Raw genomic sequence first — 500 nt, forward strand, 5'->3', positions numbered from 1 at the left:
CCGAAGCCGATGATGGTCTTGCAGATGATCAGGCTCGGCTTGTCGTCGTGCTGCTTGGCCAGCTCGATGGCGGCCTGGATCTCCTCGGGCTTGTGGCCGTCGACGTTGGGCACCACGTGCCAGCCGTAGGCCTCGAAGCGCTTGGCGGTATCGTCGGTGAACCAGCCCTCGACCTCGCCATCGATGGAGATGCCGTTGTCGTCATAGAAGGCCACCAGCTTGCCCAGGCCCTGGGTGCCGGCCAATGACGCCACCTCGTGGGAGATGCCCTCCATCAGGCAGCCGTCGCCGAGGAAGCACCAGGTGCGGTGATCGATGACGGTGTGGCCGGGGCGATTGAACTGCGCCGCCAGGGTGCGCTCGGCGAGGGCCATGCCCACCGCGTTGGCCAGACCCTGGCCCAGCGGGCCGGTGGTGGTCTCGACGCCAGCGGTGTAGCCCAGCTCCGGGTGGCCCGGGGTCTTGGAGTGCAGCTGGCGGAAGTTCTGCAGGTCCTCGAG

Annotated in this window: 1 protein-coding gene; it reads right to left on the reverse strand. The window is 67.6% G+C overall.

Annotation, left to right across the window (positions count from 1 at the left end):
- Nucleotides 1-500 (reverse strand): thiamine pyrophosphate-dependent enzyme (locus QC821_RS21725; RefSeq protein ID WP_309725615.1); only part of this gene is annotated, 500 nt, incomplete at both ends.

Origin of the sequence: Franzmannia qiaohouensis (assembly GCF_031451695.1) — a bacterium.
Taxonomy (GTDB): domain Bacteria; phylum Pseudomonadota; class Gammaproteobacteria; order Pseudomonadales; family Halomonadaceae; genus Franzmannia; species Franzmannia qiaohouensis.